The following is a 22,075-nucleotide window of genomic DNA, read 5'->3' on the forward strand; positions in this document are numbered from 1 at the left end:
GGTAGGCATCCGATGCGTACCAATCGGAGGTGTCTGGGCCGCCCTCGCGCCGGTCGCCAGACTCGTGGAAGTCGCCACCGGGCGACCGACCGAGAGGCAGGCACACCATCATGAGCAGCGACAACCCCGCCGTCTGGCAGGCAGGTTGGGCCGCATCCATGCAGCGTCCCAGTGCGGGGTTCGACAAGAACTGGGCCGAGGAGGGCTTCGCGGACCAGACCGTACGGCAGGTCGTACGGGTCACCGGGGCGGGGACCTCGGCCCGGATCACACTCTCCAACCGCTACGGGACCGCGCCGCTGGAGGTGTCCGGCGCCCGGATCGCGCGTACGGACAAGGGGCCGGCGGTGCACGGCGGTACGGTCCGCCGGATCACCTTCGGCGGGGCGGATTCCGTGCGGATCCCGGCGGGCGGCGAGGTCCGCAGCGATGCAGTGGAGGTGCGCGTGGCGGCCTTCGACGCGCTCACCGTGTCCCTGTACTTCGCCCGGCCGACCGGCCCGGCGACGTTCCACGCGCAGGCGTTCGCCACCTCCTACCGGGCGGCGGGCGAGCAGTTGGGGGACGTGGATCCGGCGGTCTTCGGTGCGACGACGGTGTCGTGGTACTACCTCGCCGCCGTGGAGCTGGCCGGCGGCGGGGCGGCGCGGCGGGACACCGTCGTGGCGTTCGGCGACTCGATCACCGACGGCTTCGCGTCGACCGTCGACGGGAATGCGCGCTACCCGGACGCGCTGGCCGAGCGGCTGGCCGCCGCGGGCACCCCGCGTCCGGTGCTCAACCACGGCATCGGCGGGAATCTGCTGCTGCACGACTCGGCGTGGTACGGCGACCGGGCCGGGGAGCGGTTCGGGCGGGATGTGCTGGAGCAGCCGGGTGTGCGGTCCGTCGTCGTCCTGGTGGGCCTCAACGACATCGGGTTCAGCGAGGTCGACCTCCCGACGTACCGGCCCAATCCGGATCTCCCCGCCGGTCGGCTCATCGCGGGGTACCAGGAGTTGATCGACCGGGCGCGGGCCGCGGGGGTGCGGGTCACCGGGGCGACGATCATGCCGTTCAAGGGGGCGGAGTACCACACCCCGGCTGCCGAGGCGAAGCGGCGGGAGGTCAATGCGTGGATCCGCACCTCGGGCGCGTTCGACGCGGTGGCGGACTTCGCGGCGGTGCTGGCCGATCCGGACGACGCGGACGCGCTGGCGCCCGGTTACGACAGCGGGGACCGCAAGCACCCGAACGACGCGGGGTACCGGGCGATGGCGGCGGCGATCGATCTCGCGGCGCTCTGACGCCCGGGTGCAGCGGCGCCGGGTCGGGGACCGCCACCGGCCCGGCGCCCGGCGGTCAGACCAGCATTCCGGAGGCGCGTCCGTCGTCCACCGCGCCGTCGCCGTCCACCGGCCGCTGGTGCGCATCGCGCCGCACCAGCGCCGCATAGCGCCCGCCTGCCGCCAGCAGCTCGTCGTGGGTGCCGCGTTCGGCGATCCGGCCGGCGTCCAGGACGACGATCTGGTCGGCGTCGCGGATGGTGGAGAGGCGGTGCGCGATGGTGAGGGTGGTGCGGCCTTCGGAGAGGGCGTCGACGGCCTGCTGGACGGCGTGTTCGGTGCGGGTGTCCAGGGCGCTGGTCGCCTCGTCCAGTACGAGGACCGGCGGGTCGCGCAGGATGGTGCGGGCGAGGGCGAGGCGTTGCTTCTCGCCGCCGGAGAAGCGGTAGCCGCGCTCGCCGACGAGGGTGTCGTAGCCGTCGGGGAGGGCCGCGATGTGGTCGTGGATCTGGGCGGCCCGGGCCGCGCGTTCGATCTCCTCGTCGGTCGCGTCGGGCTTGGCGAACCGGAGGTTGTCGGCGACCGAGGCATGGAAGAGGTAGGTCTCCTGGGAGACCACGCCGACCGAGCGGGCGAGGGTGGCGAATCCGAGGTCGCGGACGTCGGTGCCGTCGAGGGTGACCCGGCCCCCGGTCACGTCGTAGAGGCGGGGGACGAGGTAGCTCAGGGTGCTCTTGCCGCTGCCGGTGGGGCCGACGACGGCGAGGCTGCCGCCCGCCGGGATCGTCAGGTCGATGCCGTCCAGGGTGGGCGCCGCTTCGGGGTCGTAGCCGAACCGCACGTTCTCGAAGCGGATTTCACCGCGCGGGGCCGGTAGCTCCACGGGGGCGGCGGGCTCGGTGATGGCGACCGGCAGGTCCAGGTACTCGAAGATGCGCTGGAACAGCGCCAGCGAGGTCTGCATGTCGACGCCGGTGGAGAGCAGCGAGATGGTGGGGCGGAGCAGACCCTGCTGGAGCGAGACGAAGGCGACCAGGGTGCCGATGGAGAAGACCGGGCCGCCGAACTGGAGGACGATCCCGGCCGCCCAGTAGATGAGCGCGGGCATGGCGGCCATGACGATGCCGATGGTGGCCATCCGCCAGCGGCCGGCCATGTTCGCACGGACCTCCAGGCCGACCAGGCGCTCGGATTCCTCGGCGAAGTTCTTGGTGAGCGAGTCGGCGCGGCCCATGGTGCGGCCGAGCAGGATGCCGCTGACGGAGAGGGATTCGGTGACCATCGCGGACATCGACGCCAGCTGCTTCTGCCGCTCGGTGGTGATCTTCTTGCGCTCGTTGCCGACCCGGCGGCTGATCCAGACGAACACCGGGAGCAGGAGGAGTGAGACGACGGTCAGCCGCCAGTCGAGGGCGACCATGGCGACGACGGTGGCGACGACGGAGGTGAGGTTGGAGACCAGGGACGTCGCGGTGGAGGTGACGGTGGCCTGCATACCGCCGATGTCGTTGGCTATCCGAGACTGGACCTCGCCGGTGCGGGTGCGGGTGAAGAAGGCCAGCGGCATCCGCTGGAGCTTGGCATAGACGGCGGTGCGCAGATCGTGCATCACGCGCTGGCCGACGGTGGTGGATATCAGCGTCTGGAGCACGCCGAAGACGCTGGTGGTCACCGCGGTGGCGATCATGCCGAGGGCGAGCAGGGACAGCAGTCCGGTGCGCCGTCCGGGGATGGCGACGTCCAGGATCTCCCGGAGGAGGAACGGGGAGGCCACCGAGACCAGGGACGAGGCGGCGACCAGCAGGCCGACGAGGGCGAGCCGGGCGCGGTAGGGGCGGAAGAGGGCGAGGATCCGCCGCAGGGGGACCGGGGCGTCCGGGTCCTTGGGCGGTGCGGTCCATTGGGGTTCGTCGCGGCGCATGGGCTCCTTCGAGGATGCATACGGGAAGCAGGGACATCGCGGAGCTTAGCTCATTGTTACCTATACTCACAATGAACCAGGTCCTGCTATCCTCGGGGCATGCCCTCGCCTTCCCCCGCCCCGTCCGCCGGCAGCGGCAACCTCGCCGAGCAGCTGGTCCGGCTGACCCGCCGGATGCACCGCGCCCAGCAGCACCATCTCGCGCGGCTCGACATCGCGTTCACGCCGGCCCAGTCCCGGCTGCTGCGGATCGTGGACCACTACCGCGGCACCCCGCCGCGGATGGCCGACCTCGCCGAGCGGCTGGAGGTCGTACCACGGGCGGTGACGACGCTGGTGGACGCGCTGGAGGCGAACGGTGCGGTGCGCCGGGTGCCGGATCCGGCCAACCGGCGGGTGGTGCGGATCGAGCTCACCGACACCGGGCGCGTCGCGCTCGGCGCGTTGCGCAGCGCCCGGCGGGCCGCGGCGGAGGAGATCCTGGCTCCACTGACCGCCGAGCAGCGCGAGGAGTTCGGCGAACTGCTGTCGGCTCTGGTCGACGGGCCGGGTAGGCATCACTGACCCGAGCGCCACGGCAGCGCCGCCTCACCCGAGGAGTGACCGTGCCCCTGCTGGAGCCCCGCCCCCAGGCCCTGCGGCCCACTGCCACCGCCAGACCCGCGCCCGACCGGGTGCCCGACCGGCTGGCCGCGGGCACTCCCGAGCCGCTGCGCGGCGACCTCGTCGCGCTGCTCGGCGCGGACAAGGTGCTGCACGAGGTCTCCGACCTGGTCCGCTACGCCTCCGACGCCAGCCCGTACCGCTTCGTCCCGCAGGTCGTGGTGATCGCCGCGGACGTCGACGACATCTCCGCGGTGTTCTCCTACGCCCACGGCAAAGGCCGCAACGTCGTCTTCCGGGCCGCCGGGACCTCCCTCAACGGCCAGGCGCAGGGCGAGGACATCCTCGTCGACGTACGCCGCCACTGGGCCGGGATCGAGGTGCTCGACGACGGTGCCCGCGCCCGCATCCGGCCCGGTACGACGGTGCTGCGGGCCAACGCCGCGCTCGCCCGCCACGGCCGGCTGCTCGGCCCCGACCCGGCCAGCGCGATCGCCTGCACCCTCGGCGGGGTGGTCGCCAACAACGCCTCGGGGATGACCGCGGGCACCGCCCGCAACTCCTACCGGACGCTGGCCTCGCTCACCCTCGTCCTGCCGTCCGGCACCCTCGTCGACACCGCCGACCCGGACGCCGACACCGAGCTGGCGCACGCCGAACCGGCGCTCTGCGCGGGGCTGCTCGCCCTCAAGGCGGAGATCGAGGCGGACCCCGGGCTGGTGGCCGGGATCCGCGCCAAGTACCGGATCAAGAACACCAACGGCTACCGGCTGGACGCCTTCCTCGACGGCGCCACGCCGGTGCAGATCCTGCGCGGGCTGATGGTCGGCTCCGAGGGGACGCTCGGCTTCATCGCCGAGACGGTCTTCGACACCCTGCCGCTGGACCGGCACACCGTGAGCGCGCTCCTCTTCTTCCCGACCCTCGCCTCCGCTGCCGCCGCCGTACCGCGCTTCAACGAGGCGGGCGCCCGGGCCGTGGAGCTGATGGACGGCAACACGCTGCGGGCCTCGGTGAGCGTGGCCGGGGTGCCCGCCGACTGGGCGGAGCTGCCGAAGGAGACCACGGCGCTGCTGGTCGAGTTCCGGGCACCGGACGAGGCCGCGCAGCAGGCGTACGAGCGGACCACGGCACGGCTGCTGGACGAGCTGGAGCTGGTCGCGCCGGTCGCCTCGGTCACCAACGCCTTCACCCGGGACCCGGCGGCCATCGGCGGCTACTGGAAGGCCCGGAAGGCGTTCGTCACCGCGGTCGGCGGATCCCGGCCGTCCGGTACGACGCTGATCACGGAGGACTTCGCGGTGCCGCCGGACCGGCTCGCCGACGCCTGTACGGCACTCCTGGAACTCCAGGCCCGGCACGGCTTCGACGCGGCGGTCGCCGGTCATGCCGCCCACGGCAATCTGCACTTCCTGCTCGCGTTCGACGCGGCCGACCCGGACGATGTGGCGCGCTACGCCGCCTTCATGGACGAGTTCTGCCGGCTGACCGTCCGGCGCTTCGACGGCTCCCTCAAGGCCGAGCACGCCACCGGCCGCAACATCGCGCCCTTCCTGGAGCTCGAATGGGGGCCGCGGGCAACGGAGTTGATGTGGCGGATCAAGCAGACCGTGGACCCGCACGGCATCCTGGCCCCGCGCATCCTCCTGGACCGCGATCCCCGCGCGCATCTGCGCGGGCTGAAGACCATCCCGCGGGTCGAGGCCATCGCCGACCCGTGCATCGAGTGCGGCTTCTGCGAACCGACCTGCCCCAGCAAGGACCTGACCACCACACCCCGCCAACGCATCGTGCTGCGCCGCGAGATGCTGCGCCAGCCGCCCGGCTCCGCCGTCGGCGAGGCGCTGCTCGACGCGTACGGCTATGCCGCGGTGGACACCTGCGCCGGCGACGCCACCTGCAAACTGGCCTGCCCGGTGGGCATCGACACCGGCGCGCTGATGAAGGACTTCCGGCATCTGCGGCACTCGCCGCGCGAGGAGTGGCTGGCCGAGCAGACCGCGCGGCGGTTCGCGGCCGTGGAGCGGGCGGCGCGGCTCGCGGTGGCGGCCGCGGACCGGATCGGCGACCGGCTGCTGACATCCGTGACGGGCGCCGCCCGCAAGGCGGTTCGCCCCGATCTGGTGCCCGAGTGGCTGCCGCAGATCCCGGGTGCCGCGGCCCGTACGCTGCCCACGACGCACCGGGCGGGCGCGGCGGCGGTCTACTACCCGGCATGCGTGAACCGGATCTTCGGCGAGCCGGCCGGCCACCGCGGGCCTTCGCTGCCCGAGGCGGTGGTGGCGGTCTCCCGGCGGGCCGGCCGCCCGGTGTGGATCCCGCCGGACGTCACCGGCACCTGCTGCGCCACGATCTGGCACTCCAAGGGCTACGAGCGCGGCAACCGTGTCATGGCACACCGCATCGTCGAGGCGGCCTGGGGCTGGACGGCCGGCGGGGAGCTGCCGCTGATCGTCGACGCCTCCTCCTGCACCCTCGGCATCGCCCACGAGGTCGTGCCGTATCTGACGCCGTTCCACCGCGCCCTGCACGCCGAGCTGACGGTCGTCGACTCCCTGGTCTGGGCCGCCGACGAACTCCTCCCCCGTCTCGACATCCACCGCACCCTCGGCTCCGCCGTCCTCCACCCCACCTGCTCCATGCGGCACTTGGGCGACGAGGACCGGCTCCGGCAGCTCGCCGAGGCGTGCGCCCGCGAGGTCGTGGTGCCGGACGACGCGGGCTGCTGCGCCTTCGCCGGCGACCGCGGAATGCTGCACAGGGAATTGACCGAGTCGGCGACGGCGAAGGAAGCCGCCGAGGTGACCGCACGCCGTTTCGACGCGCACCTCTCCGCGAACCGCATGTGCGAGATCGGCATGGACCACGCGACGGAGGGCCGAGGCTATTACTCGGCCCTCCTGGCGCTGGAACAAGCGACGCGCCCCGGCCCGTCCTGAGGGAACTCCCCCGGCCGGCCCGGCTCAGCGTGTGATGTGCAGCGCCACGGCGCTCTTGGCGGGAACGGTGAGCTGCGCCTTTCCGTCAGCGCCCACGGCGACCGTGTGCCCGTCGCACGAGGCGGGCGCCGCGGCGACGACATTGCAGTACGTGCCGCCCGGCAGCGACGTGGCGAATGTCTGGTGCAGTTCGCCGTCACCGTTGTTGATGACGACGAATCCCGCCTTTCCCCGACCGAAGGCGATCGCGCTGCCCCCGTTGTCCCACCAGTCCGTCAGCTCCGCCGCTCCCACCGCATTGCGGAAGCCGACCATGCCGGTGATCTCCTGCTTGGCGTGCTCGCCGGTCCAGCCGCTGCTGCCGGAGGCCGGCGGGCCCGCGTCCTTGTCGGTCCACGTGTAGCCGGAATAGACGTTCGGCGAGCCGTAGGGCGACGCGAGCATGAAGACGTTGGCGAGGGTGTAGGCCGCGCCGTCCTTGTACGTCAGCGTGGAGCCGTTGCGCTCGGTGTCCCAGTTGTCGACGAAGGTACGGGCCTTCTCGCCGCTGAGCTTTCCGTCCGCGACGGATTTGAGCTGCGCGATATTGCCGCCCTGGAAGGCGCTCTTGAGGTGGGTGCCGTAGCGGAATTCGTCGACGTCGCCGATTCCGGTGTACTCGTCGGGCTGGACGGCCTCGCCGGCGCCGTAGATGACCTCCTGCACCCAGTAGCCGGGGTCCTTCATCTTGCCTTTGATGGCGGCGAGATCGGTGGCGGAGATGTGTTTTGCGGCGTCCACCCGGAATCCGTCCACGCCCAGCGACCGCAGATCGTCGAGGTACTTCGCGATGGTGGTGCGGACATAGTCGCTGCCGGTGTCGAGATCGGCGAGTCCGACCAGTTCGCAGTTCTGGACGTCATTGCGGTCGCCGTAATGGGAGATGGGTCTGCGGCAGCTGTGGAAGTCCTGGTCCTGGTAGTAGCCGGGGTAGTTGTACTTGGTGTACTGGGTGCCTCCGGTGCCCGTGCCGGACCCCGCCGACATGTGGTTGACGACCGCGTCGGCGAGGACCTTGACGCCCGCGCCGTGGCAGGCGCCGACCATGGAGGCGAAGGCGTTGCGGTCGCCCAGCCGGCCGGCGATCTTGTAGCTGACGGGCTGGTACGACGTCCACCACTGGTCGCCCTGGATGTGCTCGGAGGCGGGTGAGACCTCGACGTAGCCGTAGCCGGCCGGGCCCAACTGGTCGGTGCAGGCGCGGGCGACGTCCGCGTACTTCCACTCGAAGAGGGTGGCCGTGACGGTCTTGTCGCCGGGTGGGGTGGCCTGCGAGGACCAGGGGGCGAAGGTGGCGAGGCCGACCGCGGCGAGCACGCCCGCCAGCGTCCCGCCCAGCACACGGGAACGTTGCTGCATCTTGCGGCTCCTTCGTCATGGGGCACGGCGCACCGCGCCCACGAGAGCAGCCACGCGCCAGGCCGCCATGGGGGGTTCTGCTTCGGAGCCTGCCGTTCCGCGCGTGGACACGTCAAGGTTTCAAGCAAGAGTTTTCAGTGTCTTGCGAAAGATACCGGCGGGAGCCGCAAGGCTGCGCAGCAGAGTGCTCCCAACCGGTCGCGGAGCGCTCACATGCCGCGCCGAAAAGTCCAAGTGTGCACATCAGGAGTCCAATTGGCCCTCTTGTGCCCCAGGCCGCCCAACCGACAGGGTCCTCACGGAGGTTCACGCCTGTCCCGCGTACCATCCGCTCTCCCTGGAGGACCGATGAACGAGGCACAACCGCAGAACCACGACCACAACGAGCAGGGCCCCAGCCGCCGTTCGGTCCTGTGGACCGCCGGCGCGGCGGGTGCCGGGCTGGGGATCGGCGGACTCACCGCGGGCCCGGCGGCGGCAGCCGCCCCCGGGGCGGCCCGGTCCGCGACGGCCGCGGCCCCGGCGGCCAAGGGCAAGACCATGATCGGGGTGCCGTTCGAGCCGCGCGGCACGGTGCGCGTCGGCATCGTCGGCCTCGGCAACCGCGGCGGCAGCATGATCGACCTCTTCCTGGCGGTGCCCCACGTCCGCGTGGTGGCGCTCTGCGACCCGGTGAAGGAGAAGGTCGCCAAGGCCGCGAAGAAGGTCACCGACGCCGGACAGGCCGCCCCCGCCGTCTACACCAACGGCGACCACGACTTCGAGAACCTCTGCAAGCGCACCGACATCGACTTCGTCTACGCGGCCACGCCCTGGGACTGGCACTTCGAGATGGCCAGGACGGCGATGCTCAACGGCAAGCACGTCGGCACGGAATGCCCGCTCGCGCTGCGCCTGGACCAGTTGTGGGAACTGGTCGACCTCTCCGAACGCACCCGCAGACACTGCCTCCAGCTGGAGAACTGCTGTTACGGCAGAAACGAGCTGCGGGTGCTGCGGATGGCGCACGCCGGCCTCTTCGGCGAGTTGCTGCACGGCGCCGGGGCCTACATCCACGATCTGCGCGGCCTGATGTTCGACCCGAAGTACTACGAGGGCCCCTGGCGCCGCCTCTGGCACACCAGGCTGCGCGGCGACCTCTACCCCAACCACGGCTTCGGCCCGGTCGCCAACTACATGGACGTCAACCGCGGCGACCGCGCGGTGCGCATCGCCAGCTTCGGTACGCCCTCGCGGGGACTGGCCGCGTACCGCAAGGAGCACATGCCGGCCAACGACCCCAGCTGGAAGGAGTCGTACATCGAGAGTGACCGGACGGTCAGCCTCGTGCAGACCGCCAAGGGGCGGGTGATCCGGCTGGAGCACGACGTCTCCACCCCGCATCCCTACAGCCGCATCAACAGCCTCGGCGGCACCAAGGGACTCTTCGAGGACTATCCGGAGCGGATCTATCTGGAGCCCGACCAGAGCAACGACGACTGGGGCGACTTCGGCAAGTACGCGGAGTGGGACCACTGGCTCTGGAAGGAGCACGCCAACCCGCCCGGCGGGCACGGCGGGATGGACTACATGCTGGTCTTCCGGCTGACCCAGTGCATCCGGCTCGGCCTGGTACCGGACTTCGACGTCTACGACGCCGCGACCTGGACCGCGCCGGTGCCGCTGAGCGATCTCTCCATCAAGGCGAAGGGCGCCCCGCAGGAGATTCCGGACTTCACCCGGGGACTCTGGAAGCAGGCCCGGCCGGGAATGGATTCGCAGAAGCCGGCGGAGTAGCGGGAGTTCCCCCTCCCGGGCCCGGATTCCGGTCGCCGGTCCGGGCCCGGCGGTGGACGGCGGCCGTCCGCCTCCGGGCCCGGGGCGTCACTTCTCGCCAGGGGCGACGGACGCACTGTCCGCCTCCGGCGCCTTCTCCTCCCCGGGCCGGACTGCCGGCGGCTCCCCGTTCAGCACCTTCCTGGCCGTCACCCGGTCCAGCGCGCCCTCCCAACGGGACACCGCGAAGACCGCGACGCAGTTGCCGAGCAGGTTGGTGGCCACCCGCATCGAGTCCATGATCCGGTCGACGCCGAGCAGCAGGGCCACCGCGGCGGCCGGGACGACCCCCAACGCGGAGGCGGTCGCGGACAGCGCCAGGAACGCCGAACCCGGCACGCCCGCCATGCCCTTGCTGGTCAGCATCAGCACCAGGACGACGGTGATCTGCCGGCCGAGCGACAGCTGCACGCCGATGGCCTGCGCGATGAAGAGCGTCCCGACAGAGAGATAGATCGAGGCGCCGTCCAGGTTGAAGGAGTAGCCGGTCGGCAGGACCAGCCCCACCGCGTCGTCCCGACAGCCCGCGGCCCGCAGCTTCTGCATCATCCGCGGCATCACGGTCTCGCTGGAACCCGTACCGAGCGCCAGCAGCAGCTCCTCGCGGGTGTAGCGGACGAACTTCCACAGGCTGAGCCCGGTCACCGCCTTGAGGGCGCACCCGAGCAGCACGAGGAAGGCCAGCGCGACGCCGTAGCAGACCGCAATCAGCTTGCCGTACGTCGACATCGCGCCCAGTCCGTACTGGCCGACGAGATGCGCGGTGGCACCGAAGACCGCGAGCGGGGCGAGCTTCATGATGTAGCCGACGATGGTGAACACGACGTCCTGGGCCTGTTCGATCAGCGGCAGCAGCTGCGGCACCTTCCGCTGACCGAGGTGCAGCAGCGCCGCGCCCACCAGGCAGGCCAGCACCAGGACTTGCAGCAGCGAGTTCGTGGCGAACGCACCGACCGCGCTGTTCGGCAGCGCCTCCAGGATGAACTGGGCGGCGGAGGGCAGTTTCCCGCCACCCGTCCGGGCATCGACCGCGCTCTTGTCCAGGGACGCCGGGTCGACGTGCATCCCGGCGCCGGGAGCGAAGACATTGCCCGCCAGCAGGCCGACGACCAGGGCGACGCCGGTCGCGACCTCGAACCAGATCAGCGCCTTGACGCCGATCCGGCCGAAGGACTTCATGTCGCCCGCCTTGGTGATACCGGCGACGACCACACAGAAGACCAGCGGGGCGATGACCGCCTTGATCAGACGGACGAAGCCGTCACCGAGCGGCTGGAGCGAGGCTCCCGCCTGCGGCCAGAGGCGTCCGACCAGGACACCGAACAGCAAGGCGAGCAGGACCTGCACGAACAGGCTGGTGCGCAGCAGACGCCCTGCGCGGCGGACGAGGGTTCCGGTGGTGTGCGGCACGGGCACTCCTCCATGGGCGGATTCTGTGATGCGGAATCGGACTTCCGCGGTCCGCCACTATTGCCGCTTGTTGTTCACCACGAAAGAGGCCGATGTAACTTCCGGGAAAATCTTGGAGCTTGATCCAAGAGCTGGCTCCGCACACCACCCGCAGACCGCCCACCGGCGCCCGGCCACCTCCCTTTCAGGACGAAAGGTGACTCCGGTCCCCCATCACCACGACGGGGTGCCGGGCCGGGTCGAGAGCCCGCAGCAGCGCCGCCATCGCGGACTTCGCCACGCTCACACAGGCCGAGGTCCCGGTCCCGTGATCCAGGTGCAGCCACACCCCGCCGCCCTTGGACTGCCCCAGGGGGCGGGTCGGGTCCAGCGGGGACGTCCCCGGAACCCGGTTGTAGTCGATCGCCACCACGTAGTCGAAGTCATGGCGGGTGTTCTCGGACCAGTACGACGGCGGGGTGAACGCCGCCGAGCGCGTATAGGGCAGCCGGGCGCCGGGATCGGCGAGCACTCCCCCGGCATCGGTCAGCGAGAACACCCCGACGGGACTGCGCTGGTCGTCCTCGTGGTGATCCACCGTCCATCCGCGGCGCCCGTTGTGCGCAGGCCAACTCCCTTTGCGATCCCACCCCTTGGCGCCCTTGTCGTACAGCACGACGGTGGCGTCCGGGGAGTCGGCCCCCTTGCCGTAGACCGCTACGACCTGACGGGAACGGGCCGGGATCCGCGACCGCAGCGCGGGGCCGACCTCCGCGATGCCCGTGAGGTGGGTGGTGGCCGGCGTCCCGCCGGGCCGCTCCCCCGCCCGGGCTCCACCGCCTCCCTTGGCGCCCTCCGCGCCCTTGGCGCCGCTGCCGTGCGCGCCGGCGCTGCCCCCGCAGCCCGCCAGAAGGACCACTCCCGCGACCGCCACCGCCACCGCCACCGCCCGCATCACACCCTCGGCTGTCCGCATGGCCCCATGGTGCCACCGCTGCTCTGACGGCCCTTCAGTACCGGGCGCGTTGTGCACATCACCGCCGATTCATCGGCTTTACCGCCCCGCTGTGGAAAAACCGTTTGAAAGCGGCCCGTGCGACAGGCGAACCTTCCCATACCTCCGTCCACGTCGAGACGGCCGAGAGGCGCGAGAGGGGCATTCCGCCCTGCCCGGGACGGCCACCGCCGCCCTCTTGCTCACGACCACCGCCCCTGCGCCCCGGCCCGCCGAGCACGCTCGGCCCACCCCCGCCTACCGCGACAACTCCTTTGGACATCATGCGCATTCGCGATCTTCCGCATCCCGACCCCGGCGTCCCGGACGTCCGTACGGGTGGCAGATTCCTGCTGTGGCTGTGCGGCCGGCAGCTCGGCGGGCAGGCCAACGGGCTCTTCTGGGGGCTGGTGCACATGAGCGCGGTGGCCGCGTTCCCGCTCCCGGTGGGACTCGCCGTACAGGCCGCGGTGGACCGTGACGGTTCCCGACTGGCCCTGGCGGGCGGCCTGCTGACGCTGCTGGGCGTACTGGTCGCGCTCGGCGACATCATGCTGCACCGGGCCGCGGTGACCAACTGGATCGTCGCGGTCGCCCGGATGCAGCAGCTGCTCGCCCGTAAGACCACGGAATTGGGCGGCGCGATGACCAGACGGGTGGCGGCCGGTGAGGTCGCCGCCGTCAGCACCGGCGACCTGGAGCGGATCGGCTGGTTCATCGAGACCCTCTCCCGTTTCTGCGCGGCGGCCGTGACCACCGTCGGCGTCTGCGTCGCCCTGGTCGTCTACCAACCGGAACTGGGCATCGTGGTGGCCCTGGGCATGCCCGCCCTGGCGCTGGCCGCGCTGCCGCTGCTGCCGGCCGCCACCCGCCGCGCCGACGAGCAGCGGGAAAAGGCCGGACGGGCCACCGAACTCGCCTCCGACACGGTCGCCGGACTGCGCGTCCTGCGCGGCATCGGCGGCGAGGAGCTGTTCCTCGGCCGCTACCGCAGCGCCTCCCAGGAGGTCCGCAGGGCAGCCGTCCGCAGCGCCCGGATGTGGTCGCTGATCTCGGCCGTCCAGGTCCTGCTCCCGGGCCTGCTGCTGATCGCGGTGGTCCGGTACGGCATCGGGCTCGCCCTGGACGGCCGGATCGCCGTCGGCGAACTGGTCACGATCTACAGCGCGGTGGCCTTCCTGCTCTACCCCCTCCGACACTTCGAAGAGATCGCCATGTCCTACTCCTTCTCCCGGCCGTCGGCGGAGCGGACGGCGCGCGTACTGGCCCTGAGCCGCCCGGTCGACGGCCGGCTCACCGCAGCGGAACCGCCCTCCGGCGATCTGCACGACCCGGTCAGCGGACTGACCGCCACGGCCGGCCGACTGACCGCCGTGGTCTGCGGCGACCCCGACGCGGCGGGCCGGCTCGCCGAGCGCCTGGGCGGCCACCCCCCGCACCGGGACGACGAGAAGGACAGGGACAGGGACGGCGGCGCCGGGGCCGGGGCCGGGGGTGAACGGAAATCCGCCGACCGCCCGCTCTCCGTCGTCCTCGGCGGCACCCCGCTGGACGACGTCCCGCGCGATACCGCCCGCACGGCCGTACTCGTCCAGGACAAGGACCCGGTGCTGCTCTCCGGCACGCTCGGCGACCTCCTCGACGTCCCGGCATCCGGCCGGGTGACCGCGGCCGAGGCGCTGGCCGCGGCCCAATGCCGCGATGTGCTGGCCTCCCTGGCCCAGGCATCCGCCGACGACTCCGGCGACCCGATGCACACCCACATCACCGAACGCGGCCGGTCCCTCTCCGGCGGACAGCGTCAGCGCCTGGCCCTGGCCCGGTCACTGGTCACCGATCCCGAGGTACTGGTCCTCGACGAGCCGACCAGCGCCGTCGACTCGCACACCGAGGCGCGCATCGCCGACGGTCTGCGGAAGATCAGGACGGGCCGGACCACCCTCGTCCTCACCTCCAGCCCGCTCCTCCTGGACCGCGCCGATCAGGTGGTGTTCCTCCAGGACGGCAAGGTCACCGGCGAGGCCACCCACCGCGAACTCCTGCGCACCCACCCCGACTACCGCGCGGTCGTCACCCGCGAACCGGACCGGCCGCACCACCCCGAGGAGACCCCATGATCGGCCTGGCACCGCCGGAGCACGATCCCGACGCCCCGCAGACCGTCGCCACGCTGCCCGTCGGCTCACCGGCTACCGTACGCTCCTACGTCGCCATCCTGATCCGCCGCCACCGCGGCGCCTTCGCGGTCCTCGTCACCGTCAACGCCGCGGCGGTCATCGCCTCGATGGCCGGCCCCTACCTCCTCGGCGGACTGGTCGAGGACCTGTCCGCGGGCCACGGAGCAGACATCCGACTGGGCCGCACCCTCGCCCTGTTCACCCTCGCCCTGATCGCCCAGACGGTCTTCGTCCGCATGGTGCGGCTGCGCGGCGCGATGCTCGGCGAGCAGATGCTGGCGGATCTGCGCGAGGACTTCCTCGTACGGTCGGTGGCACTGCCACCGGGCGTCCTGGAACGGGCCGGCACCGGCGACCTGTTGTCCCGGATCACCACGGACATCGACCGGCTCGCCGAGGCGATGCGCGAGGCCGTACCGGAGCTGTCCATCGCCGTCGTCTGGGCGGGCCTGCTGTTCGGCGGGCTCACCTTCACCGCCCCGCCGCTCGCACTGTCCGTCGTCATCGCGCTGCCGCTGCTCGTCATCGGCTGCCGCTGGTACTTCCGGCGCGCCCCCGGCGCCTACCGTTCCGAGGCCGCCGGTTACGCCGCGGTGTCCGCGGTCCTCACCGAGTCCGTCGACGCCGGGCGCACCATCGAGGCGCACCGCATGGGCCGCCTCCGGATCGCCCTCTCCGAGCGCCGGATCCGCGAGTGGACCCAGTGGGAGCGCTACACCCTCTCCCTCCGCTCCGTCCTCTTCCCCGTCATCAACGTCACCCACGTGCTGATCCTCGGCTCCGCGCTGCTGCTCGGCGGAGTCTTCGTCCTCCGCGGCTGGATCACCCCGGGCCAGCTGACGACGGGCGCGCTCCTCGCGCAGATGCTGCGGGAGCCGGTCAACATGATCCTGCGCTGGTACGACGAGCTCCAGGTGGCCCAGGTGTCCATCGCCCGCCTCGTCGGCGTCCGCGAGATCGAGCCGGAGGTAGCCGACGCGACGGTGCTCCCCGACGGCCGGGGCGTGCGCGCCGACGACGTCAGCTTCGGCTACCGCACGGGCGTCGACGTACTGCACCAGGTTTCGCTGAGCGTCCGCCCGGGGAGCACGGTGGCGCTGGTCGGCCCGTCCGGCGCCGGCAAGTCCACCCTGGGCCGGCTGCTGGCCGGCATCTACGGCCCCCGGGCCGGCACGGTGTCCCTGGGCGGCGCCGAACTCTCCGCGATGCCCGCCGAGCGCGTCCGCGAACACGTCGCCCTGGTCAATCAGGAGCACCATGTCTTCGTCGGTACGCTCCGCACCAACCTCCTGCTGGCCCGCACCGGCGCTGCCGACGCCGAACTCTGGGATGCGCTGGGCGCGGTGGACGCGGACGGCTGGGCCCGTGCCCTGCCCAACGGCCTGGACACCGAGGTCGGTTCCGGCGGCCAGACCCTGACGCCGGCCCAGGCACAGCACATCGCCCTGGCCCGCCTGGTCCTGGCCGACCCGCACACCCTGGTCCTGGACGAGGCGACCTCACTGCTGGACCCGCGGGCGGCCCGCCACTTGGAACGCTCGCTGGGCAAGGTCCTGCGCGGTCGCACTGTCGTGGCCATCGCCCACCGCCTGCACACCGCCCATGACGCCGATGTCATCGCCGTCGTCGAGGACGGCCGCATCAGCGAACTGGGCAGCCATCAGGAACTGGTCACCGCCGGCGGGGCGTACGCGGCACTGTGGAAGTCCTGGCACGGCTGAGGCCCACCGGCCGGCCCGCCGCACGCGAACGGACCGGGCCGGCTGGCGGGGTTCGAAGGGACGGAAGCGTACGGGTCGGGGCTCACGCGCTGCGGTGTGCGGGTGGCAGCATGCACGACCAGGGCGTGCGGGACCGGGGGGTGTGGGACCGGGGCGTACCGCCGAGGTGCGGCCCACCGCCCGCCCGCCGGGGAACCGCACCGCGGTCAGATGTAGCCGAGCGCGCCCAGCGCCCCGATGCCGCCCAGCAGCATGAAGCCCGGCATCAGCACCTTCAGCTCCACCCGGCTCCCGGCCCGGAAGCGCATCGGCTTGGGCGTACCCAGCGGATACCAGCGCTTGCGGCCGACCGGGATGGGCCACAGGATCGGGCAGCCCGAAACGGTCAGCGCATCGCCGATGTCGTGCACCAGCGCGCCGAGCATGATCGGCACCCCCAGCCAGAGGTATTCCTGCCCCGGCTCCGCGAACAGCCAGTTCGCGCCGTTGCCCGGCTCGTCGAGGATCCCGGCGAGAATCCACGCCGCCGCGGCACCCAGCAGCCAGACCAGCACATCGCTGGAGACCCGCGCCGCCCGCCACAGCAGCCCCTCGATGGCGAGCACCATATGGACGAAGAGGATCCCGAGCACCGCCCAGCGCCCGCCCTGCGTCGCCAGCAGTGACATTCCGCCACCGACCAGCACGGCCCACAGCCAGGTGTGGGTCAGCGTCCGGTGCCCGCCCGAACGGTGCGCGTCCCCGCGCATCTTCGTCGCCTTGTACACCGCGTGCGACAGCGTGTCGACCACCTCGCACAGCCACCGCGACAGCGGCCCGAAGGCCCGCGAAATGGTGGCGGCCTTGTGGTCGAGATCCGGCGCGAGCGCCGCCCCCGCACAGATCAGGGCGCCGCTGACCAGCACCGGCCAGGGCATCGGATACCCGGCCGCATAGGCCGCCGCCCCCACCCCCAGCCAGGCCGCAGCCCCCGACAGCGAGTGCGCCGGTCCCATCATGGTCGTTCCCCACCCCTTGCTCTGCGCTTCTGACGTCTGCGCATCACGCGTTGCGTTTCCGCTGCATATCTGACGCCTGGTCGGCCACTCAGCGTAGCGTCAAATGATCTCGCCACGAGGAGCGGGTGCTCCGGAGAACCGACCCGCTCGCCGCCGCACCAGGCGCCGCGCCAGCAGCGGCGTTCCGCATACGGTCGCGCACGGAATGTAAAGACCTTGCACCGAAGTCTGCGCGGACTCACCGCACCCGCCCCGCGGCCCGACAGCCCCGGGGTATCCCCAGCGCGACGCACGGCGCACGCCATCCGTGCAGGTCAGGGCCACCAGGCCGGTACCATGGTCCGCCGGCGGGGCCGATGACGCACGACGCGAACACCCACAGATCAGGTATCCGCACCGGCTGCTGGTCCCCGGTTGGTGTCCATCCGGAGCACCGGTTCCCGGATCCGGGCCGAAGGCAGGCAGTATGGGGGGCGTGACCCTCATCGATCATCTGCCGAACGACGCCGACCCCGATGCCCTCTTCGAAGCCTTTTCGGGCTGGGCCGAGCAGCAGGGCATCACGCTCTACCCTGCCCAGGAGGAGGCGCTGATCGAAGTGGTCTCGGGGGCGAACGTCGTCCTGTCCACCCCCACCGGCTCCGGGAAGAGCCTGGTGGCGGCCGGCGCGCACTTCACCGCCCTCGCCAACGACCAGGTCACGTTCTACACCGCGCCCATCAAGGCGCTGGTCTCGGAGAAGTTCTTCGACCTCTGCAAGCTCTTCGGCACCGAGAACGTCGGCATGCTCACCGGTGACGCCTCGGTCAACGCCGATGCGCCGGTCATCTGCTGCACCGCCGAGGTGCTCGCCTCGATAGCGCTGCGCGACGGCAAGCACGCCGACATCGGCCAGGTCGTGATGGACGAGTTCCATTTCTACGCGGAGCCGGACCGCGGCTGGGCCTGGCAGATCCCGCTGCTGGAGCTGCCGCAGGCGCAGTTCATCCTGATGTCGGCGACGCTCGGCGACATGTCGCGGTTCGAGGAGGATCTGACCCGGCGCACCGGCAAGCCGACGTCGGTGGTGCGCTCCGCGACCCGGCCCGTACCGCTGTCGTACGAGTACCGCACGACGGCGCTGACGGAGACGCTGACCGAACTGCTGGAGACCCGCCAGTCGCCGGTCTACATCGTGCACTTCACCCAGGCCGCCGCCGTGGAGCGGGCGCAGGCGCTGATGAGCATCAACATGTGCACACGCGCCGAGAAGGACGAGATCGCGAAGCTCATCGGGAACTTCCGGTTCACCACCAAGTTCGGCCGCAATCTCTCGCGGTATGTCCGGCACGGCATCGGCGTGCACCACGCCGGCATGCTGCCGAAGTACCGCCGGCTCGTCGAAAAGCTGGCCCAGGCAGGGCTGTTGAAGGTCATCTGCGGTACCGACACGCTGGGCGTCGGGGTCAATGTCCCCATCCGTACGGTGCTGTTCACCGCACTGACCAAGTACGACGGGACGCGGGTGCGGACGCTGCGGGCGCGGGAGTTCCACCAGATCGCGGGCCGGGCCGGGCGGGCGGGTTTCGACACGGCGGGCTTTGTGGTCGCGCAGGCCCCCGAGCATGTCGTGGAGAACGAGAAGGCGCTGGCGAAGGCGGGCGACGATCCGAAGAAGCGCCGCAAGGTCGTCCGCAAGAAGGCGCCGGAGGGCTTCGTCAACTGGGGCGAGAACACCTTCGAGAAGCTCATCGCCTCCGATCCCGAGCCGCTGACCTCGCGCTTCCGCGTCACGCACGCGATGCTGCTGTCGGTGATCGCCCGGCCCGGCAATGCCTTCGAGGCGATGCGCCGGCTGCTGGAGGACAACCACGAACCGCGCAGGAACCAGCTGCGGCACATCCGCCGCGCGATCGCGATCTACCGCTCTCTCGTGGACGGCGGGATCGTGGAGCGGCTCCCGGAGCCGGACGCGGAGGGCCGGATCGTCCGGCTCACCGTCGACCTCCAGCAGGACTTCGCGCTCAACCAGCCGCTGTCGACGTTCGCGCTGGCCGCGTTCGACCTGCTGGACCCCGAGTCGCCGTCGTACGCGCTGGACATGGTCTCGGTCGTGGAGTCCACGCTCGACGACCCCCGGCAGATCCTGGCCGCCCAGCAGAACAAGGCGCGGGGCGAGGCGGTCGCCCAGATGAAGGCCGACGGCGTCGAGTACGAGGAGCGCATGGAGCGCCTCATGGACGTCGAGTACCCCAAGCCGCTCGACGAGCTGCTGTCGCACGCCTACGGCCTCTACCGCAAGAGCCACCCGTGGGTCGGCGACCACCCGCTGTCGCCGAAGTCGGTCATCCGCGATATGTACGAACGCGCCATGACCTTCACGGAGTTCACGTCCTTCTACGAGCTGGCGCGCACCGAGGGCATCGTCCTGCGCTACCTGGCGAGCGCCTTCAAGGCCCTGGACCACACCGTGCCGGACGATCTGAAGTCGGAGGACTTCCAGGACATCGTCGCCTGGCTGGGCGAGATGGTCCGGCAGGTCGACTCCAGTCTGCTGGACGAATGGGAACAGCTCGCGAACCCGGAGGAGGAGACGGCGGACGAGGCGGCCGAGCGCGCCGACCAGGTCCGGCCGGTCACCGCCAATGCGCGGGCGTTCCGCGTCCTCGTCCGCAATGCGATGTTCCGGCGGGTGGAGCTGGCGGCGCTCGACAAGGTCGAGGAACTCGGCGAGATGGATGCCGACTCCGGGTGGGACGCGGACGCCTGGGGCGAGGCGATGGACGCCTACTGGGACGAATACGACGAGCTGGGCACCGGCCCGGACGCGCGCGGCCCGAAGCTCCTTCAGATCGAGGAGGATGCCGCGCACGGGCTGTGGCAGGTGCGGCAGACTTTCGCCGACCCGAACGGTGACCACGACTGGGGCATCTCCGCCGAGGTGGACCTGGCCGCCTCCGACGAGGAGGGACGCGCGGTGGTGCGGGTCACGGATGTGGGGCAGTTGTGAGGCGACGGCTTCGCCCGAGGCCGCCGAAGGAGATGACGGAGGGCCACCGGTGACGACGAATCCGGCCGAGAAGCTGGTCGATCTGCTGGACCTCGAACAGATCGAGGTGAACATCTTCCGGGGCCGCAGCCCCCAGGAGAGCCTCCAGCGGGTCTTCGGCGGGCAGGTCGCCGGCCAGGCGCTGGTGGCTGCCGGGCGGACCACCTCAGGGGACCACCCGGTCCACTCGCTGCACGCGTACTTCCTGCGCCCCGGCCGCCCCGGGGTGCCGATCGTGTACCAGGTCGAGCGGGTCCGCGACGGGCGGTCCTTCACCACCCGCCGGGTCGTCGCCGTCCAGCACGGACGCACGATCTTCAATCTCACCGCCTCCTTCCACAAGCCGGAACCCGGCTTCGAACACCAACTACCGATGCGCCAGGCCGTACCCGACCCGGACGATCTGCCGAACGTCGCGGAAGAGGTCCGCGAACACCTGGGCGGCCTGCCCGAGGCACTGGAGCGGATGGCGCGCCGGCAGCCGTTCGACATCCGGTACGTCGACCGGCTGCGCTGGACACCGGACGAGATCTCGGGCGCGGAGCCGCGCAGCGCCGTCTGGATGCGCGCGGTCGGACCGCTGGGTGACGATCCGCTGGTGCACACCTGCGCGCTGACCTACGCCAGCGACATGACCCTGCTGGACGCGGTCCGCATCCCGATCGAACCCCTCTGGGGCCCCCGCGGCTTCGACATGGCCTCCCTCGACCACGCCATGTGGTTCCACCGCCCCTTCCGCGCGGACGAGTGGTTCCTCTACGACCAGGAGTCGCCGATCGCCACCGGTGGCCGGGGACTGGCCCGCGGACGGATCTACGACCGCGAGGGCAGGCTGCTGGTCTCCGTGGTCCAGGAGGGGCTCTTTCGTCCCCATGATCGAGCTCACACGGCTACGGCATAAGTCCTTTGCGGGAAGGGCTGTTCCGCAACCTGGGCGGCTGAAGCGGGCGGCGGGCGGCGGCTGTTGTGGTGGCCGGTGTCCGCACCCGCCCGGGGTCCTCCCGGCGGGCCTCTTCGAGGGACCGGGAGAGGTTGACGCGGTACCACATCACCTCGTCGAACTCCTCGGCCGCCAGGACCCGTTCGAAGGCTTCCCGGGCCGCGGGGGTCGCCGTGACCATGGACGCGAGCGTCGGGCGCAGCCTGCGGAGCACCGTGCGTTCCAGCGGGTCCTGTGCCACCGAGGCCAGTTCTTCCGGAGGGAGTACGGCGGCGATCACCGCCGCGGAGACCCAGGGGTCGTCGGTCCGGCCCATGAGCTGGGCTACCCGGCGGCTGCGCCATTCCCGGGCTCTCCAGTCCTGCCCGTTGTTGAGCATCACCCGCATCACGGCGGGGGTGCTGCCCTGCATCAGTTCCGGCTGGCGATCCGCGAAGTCCGCGATGTCCGTGGCCAGATAGAGCCAGACCACGGCGCCGAAGCGGTTCACGTAGAACCGGACGGGGCTCACGCAGCCGGCGCGGGTCAGCCGCAGGGCCCGGCCGGGGCCGATGCCCATCAGGGCGGCGGCCTCGTTCGTGGTGAGGGTGCGGAGGCGTTCGCGCAGCGCCTCCGGGAAGCCCGGCTCGGCCTGTAGCCGGGCGACCTCCTCCGCCGGGACCCGGCGCCGGGCGGGCGGCCCGGCGCTTCCCGGCCGGTCCTCGGGACCGGCCGGGACCGTCCGCACGTGTCCCAGCTGGGTGGCGAGTTCGAACTCGCCGCTCCGCAGCTCCAGTTCGCGGGCCGCCCGCCCCATCGCGAGCGTCTGCTGCCCATCGCACATCACCGTCATGGTGTTTCTCCCGCAACTCGGTCGATCACTGACAGTGACGACTGTGCCGCGGATG

At 71.4% G+C, this 22,075-nt stretch carries 14 protein-coding genes; 8 read left to right on the top strand and 6 right to left on the bottom strand.

All coding sequences use genetic code 11. The annotated features are described in order from the left end of the window. Positions 1–110: 110 nt before the first annotated feature. Positions 111–1,286, top strand: a complete 1,176-nt coding sequence (locus tag IEZ17_RS06105) for a GDSL-type esterase/lipase family protein (RefSeq protein ID WP_189297212.1) — start codon at positions 111–113, stop codon at positions 1,284–1,286. Positions 1,287–1,341: 55 nt separating this feature from the next. Here the strand turns inward: IEZ17_RS06105 and IEZ17_RS06110 are convergent, their stop codons facing one another. Next, positions 1,342–3,186, bottom strand: a complete 1,845-nt coding sequence (locus tag IEZ17_RS06110) for an ABC transporter ATP-binding protein (RefSeq protein WP_189297214.1) — start codon at positions 3,184–3,186, stop codon at positions 1,342–1,344. A 99-nt stretch (positions 3,187–3,285) separates the two neighbouring features. On the opposite strand from IEZ17_RS06110, the gene IEZ17_RS06115 reads away from it, so the two are divergent. Further along, positions 3,286–3,750 (top strand): MarR family winged helix-turn-helix transcriptional regulator, encoded by a 465-nt coding sequence (locus tag IEZ17_RS06115; RefSeq protein ID WP_189297215.1) that lies wholly within the window; start codon positions 3,286–3,288, stop codon positions 3,748–3,750. 41 nt (positions 3,751–3,791) lie between these two features. Beyond that, positions 3,792–6,728 carry an FAD-binding and (Fe-S)-binding domain-containing protein gene (locus IEZ17_RS06120; protein ID WP_189297217.1) on the top strand — a complete coding sequence of 979 codons (2,937 nt, stop codon included), beginning with the start codon at positions 3,792–3,794 and terminating at the stop codon, positions 6,726–6,728. Between the two features lie 24 nt (positions 6,729–6,752). Here the strand turns inward: IEZ17_RS06120 and IEZ17_RS06125 are convergent, their stop codons facing one another. Then, positions 6,753–8,126, bottom strand: coding sequence for an alpha-amylase (locus IEZ17_RS06125; RefSeq protein ID WP_189297218.1), 1,374 nt, complete (start codon positions 8,124–8,126; stop codon positions 6,753–6,755). Positions 8,127–8,474: 348 nt separating this feature from the next. Between IEZ17_RS06125 and IEZ17_RS06130 the strand changes: the two genes are divergently transcribed. Further along, positions 8,475–9,902, top strand: a complete 1,428-nt coding sequence (locus tag IEZ17_RS06130) for a Gfo/Idh/MocA family protein (protein WP_189297219.1) — start codon at positions 8,475–8,477, stop codon at positions 9,900–9,902. A gap of 87 nt (positions 9,903–9,989) precedes the next feature. Here the strand turns inward: IEZ17_RS06130 and IEZ17_RS06135 are convergent, their stop codons facing one another. Beyond that, complete coding sequence (locus IEZ17_RS06135; protein ID WP_189297220.1) at positions 9,990–11,351, bottom strand: cation:dicarboxylate symporter family transporter; 1,362 nt, start codon at positions 11,349–11,351, stop codon at positions 9,990–9,992. Between the two features lie 184 nt (positions 11,352–11,535). Beyond that, the gene (locus IEZ17_RS06140) at positions 11,536–12,306 is read right to left on the bottom strand and encodes a hypothetical protein (RefSeq protein WP_229851943.1); all 771 of its coding nucleotides are present in this window, start codon (positions 12,304–12,306) and stop codon (positions 11,536–11,538) included. Positions 12,307–12,608: 302 nt separating this feature from the next. Between IEZ17_RS06140 and IEZ17_RS06145 the strand changes: the two genes are divergently transcribed. Together IEZ17_RS06145 and IEZ17_RS06150 are read left to right on the top strand one after the other, a co-directional pair. After that, the gene (locus IEZ17_RS06145; protein WP_189297221.1) at positions 12,609–14,441 is read left to right on the top strand and encodes an ABC transporter transmembrane domain-containing protein; all 1,833 of its coding nucleotides are present in this window, start codon (positions 12,609–12,611) and stop codon (positions 14,439–14,441) included. Then, positions 14,438–16,222: an ABC transporter ATP-binding protein gene (locus IEZ17_RS06150; protein ID WP_189297222.1), complete on the top strand. Its 1,785-nt coding sequence runs from the start codon at positions 14,438–14,440 to the stop codon at positions 16,220–16,222. The genes IEZ17_RS06145 and IEZ17_RS06150 overlap by 4 nt, the downstream gene beginning before the upstream one ends. 206 nt (positions 16,223–16,428) lie before the next feature. Here IEZ17_RS06150 and IEZ17_RS06155 read toward each other — a convergent pair whose 3' ends face one another. Continuing rightward, positions 16,429–17,220, bottom strand: a complete 792-nt coding sequence (locus tag IEZ17_RS06155; protein WP_189297223.1) for a metal-dependent hydrolase — start codon at positions 17,218–17,220, stop codon at positions 16,429–16,431. A gap of 475 nt (positions 17,221–17,695) precedes the next feature. On the opposite strand from IEZ17_RS06155, the gene IEZ17_RS06160 reads away from it, so the two are divergent. Then, positions 17,696–20,209: a DEAD/DEAH box helicase gene (locus IEZ17_RS06160; RefSeq protein ID WP_189297224.1), complete on the top strand. Its 2,514-nt coding sequence runs from the start codon at positions 17,696–17,698 to the stop codon at positions 20,207–20,209. Positions 20,210–20,258: 49 nt separating this feature from the next. Beyond that, entirely contained in the window at positions 20,259–21,149 is an 891-nt protein-coding gene (locus tag IEZ17_RS06165) for an acyl-CoA thioesterase (RefSeq protein WP_189297225.1), read from the top strand. On the opposite strand, the gene IEZ17_RS06170 is transcribed toward IEZ17_RS06165, so the two are convergent. After that, positions 21,139–22,020, bottom strand: coding sequence for a DUF6397 family protein (locus tag IEZ17_RS06170; protein WP_229851947.1), 882 nt, complete (start codon positions 22,018–22,020; stop codon positions 21,139–21,141). The genes IEZ17_RS06165 and IEZ17_RS06170 overlap by 11 nt on opposite strands. Positions 22,021–22,075 lie beyond the last annotated feature (55 nt).

The sequence above is a fragment of the Streptomyces albospinus genome (genome assembly GCF_014648695.1).
Lineage (GTDB): Bacteria > Actinomycetota > Actinomycetes > Streptomycetales > Streptomycetaceae > Streptomyces > Streptomyces albospinus.